Source organism: Alkalibacterium sp. s-m-28, assembly GCF_054658175.1.
On the sequence record NZ_BAAGIQ010000002.1, the window covers coordinates 94,573 to 101,231 of the forward strand.

Genomic DNA, 6,659 nt, shown 5'->3' on the forward strand with positions numbered 1-6,659 from the left:
GCATTTTTTATTATCAGGCAAACTGTAAGGCTTGTGACCTGTTGAATATGGACTATATTTGAAGGATAAAATGTAGTATAGTTGCTCTAAATAGACTAATCAGTCGTAAGAAACAGGCCCGCGTCTTCTGGCAAACTCGACGAATCTGAAGCGGTCCAGTCGGTGACGTGATTCAGTATACTGGAACAATGTAGCGTCTTCCAGATGGACTTCACTACGGGTAACGACAACATGCGTATCATTATGAAGCGTCATCAGTTCACGGTCTTCCTGGGTGGCCGGCTCAGCGATGAATTCTTTTCGAGCAAAACCGATGACAAGACCTAATTTGTTTTCAATGTAGTGATAAAGTGAATGACGAGCTTCATCATCCGGAATCGATTCGATGATTGATGTGAACAAGTAATCCTTATCTAGAATGACGACTTCTCCATCGACTTTTCTGGCACGTATGACACAATGCACTTCAGTGTCATGAGAAACCTTCAGAAAATTTGCAATGTGCTCCGGAATAGTCATCTTCTTGTTTTCAACGAGAATCGTTTCGCTGGACATGTTCTGAGCATCCTGAAGTTCTTTGTAACTGGTCAGGCCGGATATCGGAAAATCGAAGCGTTTGACATCGAGCACGATCGATCCCTTACCTTGTTTCTTCTGTATGTAACCACTTTCAAGCAAGAGGCTAAGGGCTTTTCTAATTGTTTCACGCGAAACATTGTACTTTATTGACAACTGGTTTTCGCTCGGTAGAAGTTCACCAGGTTTGTACTGCTGGTTTAATATATCGGATTCGATATCTAGAAATATATCCTGAAATCTGCTCATATTTTCCATTCCTTTTACTATAATCATTCGATACAGACCCTTTAAGTTTAAAAGAAAATGAACAGTAACTCAACAGTTATAAGATTAGAAGACTATTCATAATTTTTAGCTAAATTTTGAAGAAATTTAAAAAGGAGTATTTAATGAAGACACAAATAAAACAAGGATTGAAGCAACTGGAAGCCATACTGGTATACATTATCGTGCTAGGTGGAGTGGGTTTTATCGGATACCGGATTGGGATGGAAAGCACGCCTTTGACTGCTGAAGGAAATCTCGATGTGGGACGTCTGCTTATACGTATCGGAATTGTAATGGTAATTGCCGGAGGGCTGGTCTATGGGCACGTCATTATCCATGAATTGGGTCACCTGCTTGCCGGGAAACTATCGGGGTACACATTCATGCTTTTTAGAATCGGTCGATTTGGGCTGATAAAGGAAGACAGTCAGTTCAAGACCATTTTATTTACGATGAGCGGCACGATGGGTCAGTGTCTGATGCATCCGCCTGAGAATAATGACAGACGGCCTTACCGTTTCTACTTGCTTGGCGGGGTATTGGCAAATGGAATAACCGCGCTGATTGCGGGTACTTTTTATTTAATATACCCGTCTGAGTATATTATGATTTTTATTGTCATCGGTGTGATGTCTGCAGCTATGAACGGCATTCCATTAAGCTTCAATGATGGAAAAATACTGAGGAAACTAGGCAGGAGTTCAGTGGCTCAGGATCAGTTCTTTCAGCAGCTGAAATGGAATGGAGATTTTGTCCGTCATAACAAGACATACTCTGAGGCAGCCGAAGATCAGATGACGTTCAATCCTAATGAACCGGTAACGGAGCAGTTCAATATCTATAATAAGCTGATTGAAATCAATGCCAGCCTTGAGCAGAAAAATTTCAAGCAAGCTGAAAGTAGCCTGAGTGATTTGTATGACCAGAGAAGTGAAATCATTCCGGCTTACCGCATCGAGATCCTGCGAGAGTATGTGTACTGTCTGCTGATTGAAGATTCAGGTACGCCGGAGCTTATTGAGCGAATTCTTTCTGATAAGCTTCTGAAGAGTCACTTGAAAATGAAACAGGCAGATGTCTGTCGTGTAAACTGTGTGATTGCTTATTTTGTAGACAATGACCGGACTGAAGCCAAGCGATGGTATGATCTGGCGAGGGAACATCTGGATAAACTGCCATCTTATGCGGATAAACGAGTAAATACTAACCTTCTGGATCATCTTGGAACAGTTATGTCATTTGTAACACATAATAGTTGAGTAACGATAAACTGAACCTTCCTGGAAGGGATAAGAAGATAAAAAAGGAAACGAACCTTCTGCGACATTGTCTTGTAGAAGGTCGTTTCCTTTTTATTGTTAAAATGCGTGCAACTAGTCTGCTTCTGGAAAAATAAACTGAAGTTATCTGATTGTCAGGACTTGCCCCACACGAATGAGGTAGAGTCTGTAAAATCCGATTGATACTTGTCCCATCAGACCCGTCATCAAAAGTCAGCGCAACGACTTTCTCTGTGGTGGATCCTCTGGTCACTGTCTGTGCTGGAGCGGCTGATACTGGAACAGCAAAGGTCAAACTGATGATTACCCCTAAAAACAGACAAGCGACTTTTACGATTAGTGATCGCATGCTTTTTGTGCTCATTTCACTCACGTCTTTCCTCATGCACCAAAGACGTTTAAGTGTTATAAGCGAACAGTAGGCACATGAGAGCACGACCTTATTTTTCACCTTTATTATAAATCTAAACCATAGAAAAAGTACCAGTCAGTACTCAAAAAACAGTTATAAATTAGGGGATTTAAACGAAAAAAATGACGGATATTCCGCCATTTTCAGATGCATATTCACTTTAAATAGTCTTAGTGTAGCAGATGATCCGGTGGGCTTCCTTGAAGCCGATTTTCTCATGGAAGGCTGCACTGGTAGTGTTGTGGAGCTCCACGTCACTGGCAAATTCGGTTGCGTTCATAAAACGGGACCAGTCTTCGCAGACCTCAACCAGCTTTCTGGCAATGCCTCTTTTTCTGTAAGCCTCCTTGACATATATGCCTTCAAGATAACCTACTGGAGTGGTTCTCGTCCCTTCTACGTAGTCGAATCTCAGCTGGACATGTGCAAAGCCTACAACCTGGTCATCAGTTTCACAGACAAACAGCTCAGCCGTACTATCCTCCTGATACCTCGTCATTTCCCGCTGAAGTTCGTCGTAATCTTCGCTGGGCCATAGCAGTAAAGCGAGTTGAGTAATGTTTTCAATATGTATGTCTCTGGCTTTGACAATTTTATGCATAAGTATTCCTCCAGCTCAACTGTAATGAAAGAAATGAATGATTGTAGAAATAGTGTACCACAATTTGTGGTCAAACGCTTTCAGATAAAGCCTTAATCCAGTACGAATTACAGAAAGTCTCAAAATATATACTTAAGTAAGCATGAAGCATAAAGTTAGGAGGCGCATCTTAAATTCATTTCTTTATGTTATACTGATTCAAAAATGACTGATGAGGAGGACAAAAATGAGAGTAGTCATTATAGGCGCATCTTTTGCTGGGGTAGCTGCTGCTTTTGAAGTACGTCACATTCATCCGGATGCAGAAATTTTGTTGCTTGAAAAGCAGGATACCCTGGGATACATACCAAGCGGCCTTCATTTATATTGGGATAAGAAAATTACTGACTTGGATGAGGCCCGGTTCGTTACAGAAGGCCAGCTGGATAAGCATGGAATCGTGTATCATCTAAATGCTACTGTACAGAAGGTAAACACGACTCAAAAAATAATCACTTATGACCAGCACGATTTATCAGACCAGCTGTCTTATGACAAACTGATTATAGCGGCGGGATCGAGACAGTTGTCTGAGAAAATTATCGGCAGTGCCCAGGAGAGTGTACTAAAATACAAGCGGTACGATGAGGCTCAGGCGGCTTTGATTAAAGTTGAGGAAAGTGAGCATATTACGATTATCGGTGGAGGGCAAGTTGGGGTAGAGGCTGCAGATCTACTGACCGCAATGGAGAAACAAGTGACTCTGGTAGAAAGTATGGATTATGTTCTATTCAAGTATCTGGACGAGGATATGATTAAGCCGATCGAGAAGAATATGACTGAAAAGGGCGTTGATCTGAGAATGAGACAAACGGTCTCTTCCATAGAGATGGAATCAGACCAGAAAGTGACTGTCTACCTTGGCGAAGGATCTGTCACCAGTGATGCTGTTATCATGGGAGTGAATGTCAGACCGCATCTGCCTTTTCTGGATGAAACCATCAAGCAGCATACCGATCAGACAATTGCTGTCGACCGCTATTTAAGAACATCAGCCGAAGATGTATTTGCCGTGGGGGATTGCATTCAATTGTCAGGACCGGGAGAAGACAGGGTCTATGTTCCATTGATCAATAATGCTGTTCGGACAGGTATTGTGGCAGCAGCCAATCTGATTGAGCCATCCCAAACTTTTAAAGGTTCGCTACGTACGATTGGTACCCGTGTCTTCGGCAAGTATATAGCCAGCACAGGTATGACCGAAACCGAGAGTCTGTTTACTGACCGGACTGTTGAGTCTCACAGACAGGAGGTACGTCTGACCAGCCTGGCGGATTCTGATACCGTGACTCTGAAATGGGTCTATGATGCCAAAACACATGAGCTGCTGGGCGCTCAAATGATATCAGATGCCAATATACTTGAAAAAATAAATGTGCTGGCGTTGGCTATTCAGTCCAAGCAGACCCTAGAGGATCTGCAGCAGACCGATTACTTCTTTAATCCAGCTTATTCTCAGGTGACTGCCACCACAAATCTGATAGCCTGGATGGATGAGGGGGCGGACGAAGATGAAAATTGAACACTTTCTCGAGAAAAATGAAGTAAGAGAAATCACCATCTTCAATCAGCTCGTGCTGAATGGCGGGACGTTGTCTTATGGAAAGATGCTGAATCATTTGGGGGTATCGAAGGCGTCTCTTGAAAACGACTTGTCATCCATTGCTGTTAGAATTGAAGGTTTTGATCAGAAGGTCCAGCTTCAGTATGACGGACAGACGATTGTGCTCAGCATGAGTGATGATCTGTCGCTCCAGCAGATTTACCGACTCTATCTCGATCAGTCTATCAAGCTTCAAATCATCACTTTTCTTTTCAAGCATCAGGAGTTCTCGATTACACAGCTGACGCAGAAACTGGCAATCAGCGAGAGTTCATTATTCCGAAAAATTAAAGAACTGAACAGCCATCTTAAAGAGTTCGGCATTAAAATACGTAACGGACAGATGCAGGGTGAAGAGCTTCAAATCCGGTATTTCTATTTTCAGTTCTATTGCTATATAGAAGACAAAGCAACTTTTCTTACTGAACATCCTAATGACCGGCTGAGGCAGATGATCGACGCAATGGAAAAGTTCCTGAATGTAACGATTACTCCTGAAAACAGAGAGCGTCTGACAATTTGGCTGATTATCAGCAATGCACGTGTATCAATCATAGACAAGCAGGCCAAACGTCTGAGAACACAGATGAAGGCGTACAGAAAAGATCCCTTTTTTCATAAAATCCAAGTCTTTGTTCTACGCTATTTCAGCCGGTATTCTATTGAAGTAGATGAAGTTGAGTCCATGATTCATTATGCTTTTCTACTGGCATTTCCTGTTCTCACAGAACCGGATTTCCACGAATACAGATTGCTTCGGGACCGCCATGCACCTATCGCTTCAATGGACACACTGATAGCGGAAACGATCATCAATCATTTTAAGTACCGCAGATTACCTTATATGCTTGAACGGGACATGTCCTACCATCTCACTCATATCCATACCCGGCTATACTTTTTCCAGGGTGATATTGAAATCTACGAATATGAAGGAATTATATCGAAGGAAAAGCAAATCGTAGGAACGAATGTTGTATCGTTCGCACGCAAACTTTTGAAAACCAGTACCAAAACCCTCGCAGATAAGATGGGCGAGAATAACAGTCTTTTGAAGATGGAGCTGCTGAAATACATCAGTCTTCTTGTTCTCATCACCTTTAAAATGGCCAGTGTCATACAGGTGGGAATTGATCTGAAAATGGACGGCTTGTATAAAGAGACTCTTGGAGAGTTGCTCATACTGAAATTAAAGCCGATCAAAGGGGTCCGGGTAGAGCACTATGACCCTACAAAAATCTATGATCTCATACTGACCAATGAAGAACCGAAAGACCAGGCGAATTATGATGATGCCAGGATATATATACTTTCAGAAATTCTTTCTTCATTTGACATGGTGAATATACAAAGAATCATTCAGGAGCTAAATTAATAGAGCTGACATCATTAAGAAAGCTTATAATTGAGAAAATATGTGTATATCAATGTATGTAAGAGTCTTAGACAAAAGTAATAATCAAGTGAGATTCCAACCATTAGTTGATAACTCAAGTTTTGCAGTTGAATATCCAGGTTTAACCCTTGCGGTTATTGAAACTTCTTATAAATAATTATCAAAAAACACACAAAAAGACACCTCTCTTTGGTAAAATGTAGTCACCATAACAACATTCAAAGGAGAGATGTCTTATGACTAATATTTTACCAGAAAAATCAGAAAATCACGAGGTTGAATCGACCGTTTCCCACTTTTTTAAAGAATTCAAAATTGGAACACTCTTGAACCGAGCGAATGTAAAAAAAACTCGCGGTGTTAGTCCTGTGGTACTCTTTCAGTTCTTGTTTACTCTAGTCTTCACCTCAAAATCTGGAAACCAGGCTATCCTTTCTTCAAAAGCACCTGAAGAAATTAGTGTTTACACTGTAAACCGGTTC

At 41.5% G+C, this 6,659-nt stretch carries 6 protein-coding genes and 1 pseudogene; 5 read left to right on the top strand and 2 right to left on the bottom strand.

What is annotated here, in order from left to right:
• Window positions 1–99: 99 nt before the first annotated feature.
• Window positions 100–825 carry a trehalose operon repressor gene (treR, locus tag ACYQ4S_RS01010; protein ID WP_346025164.1) on the bottom strand — a complete coding sequence of 242 codons (726 nt, stop codon included), beginning with the start codon at window positions 823–825 and terminating at the stop codon, window positions 100–102.
• Window positions 826–968: 143 nt separating this feature from the next.
• Here treR and ACYQ4S_RS01015 point away from each other — a divergent pair, with 143 nt between their 5' ends.
• A complete protein-coding gene (locus ACYQ4S_RS01015; RefSeq protein ID WP_346025165.1) occupies window positions 969–2,105 on the top strand; it encodes a M50 family metallopeptidase in 1,137 nt (378 codons plus the stop codon).
• Window positions 2,106–2,305: 200 nt separating this feature from the next.
• Window positions 2,306–2,548: a hypothetical protein gene (locus ACYQ4S_RS01020; protein WP_346025166.1), complete on the top strand. Its 243-nt coding sequence runs from the start codon at window positions 2,306–2,308 to the stop codon at window positions 2,546–2,548.
• A gap of 150 nt (window positions 2,549–2,698) precedes the next feature.
• Here the strand turns inward: ACYQ4S_RS01020 and aac(6') are convergent, their stop codons facing one another.
• The gene (gene aac(6') / locus ACYQ4S_RS01025; RefSeq protein ID WP_459768782.1) at window positions 2,699–3,139 is read right to left on the bottom strand and encodes an aminoglycoside 6'-N-acetyltransferase; all 441 of its coding nucleotides are present in this window, start codon (window positions 3,137–3,139) and stop codon (window positions 2,699–2,701) included.
• 226 nt (window positions 3,140–3,365) lie between these two features.
• Here aac(6') and ACYQ4S_RS01030 point away from each other — a divergent pair, with 226 nt between their 5' ends.
• The 3 genes and pseudogenes from ACYQ4S_RS01030 to ACYQ4S_RS01040 form a co-directional block, all read left to right on the top strand.
• Complete coding sequence (locus tag ACYQ4S_RS01030; RefSeq protein WP_459768784.1) at window positions 3,366–4,700, top strand: FAD-dependent oxidoreductase; 1,335 nt, start codon at window positions 3,366–3,368, stop codon at window positions 4,698–4,700.
• Entirely contained in the window at window positions 4,690–6,156 is a 1,467-nt protein-coding gene (locus tag ACYQ4S_RS01035) for a helix-turn-helix domain-containing protein (protein WP_346025169.1), read from the top strand. The genes ACYQ4S_RS01030 and ACYQ4S_RS01035 overlap by 11 nt, the downstream gene beginning before the upstream one ends.
• Before the next feature lie 257 nt (window positions 6,157–6,413).
• Window positions 6,414–6,659, top strand: a pseudogene (locus ACYQ4S_RS01040) (hypothetical protein); the annotation flags it as partial.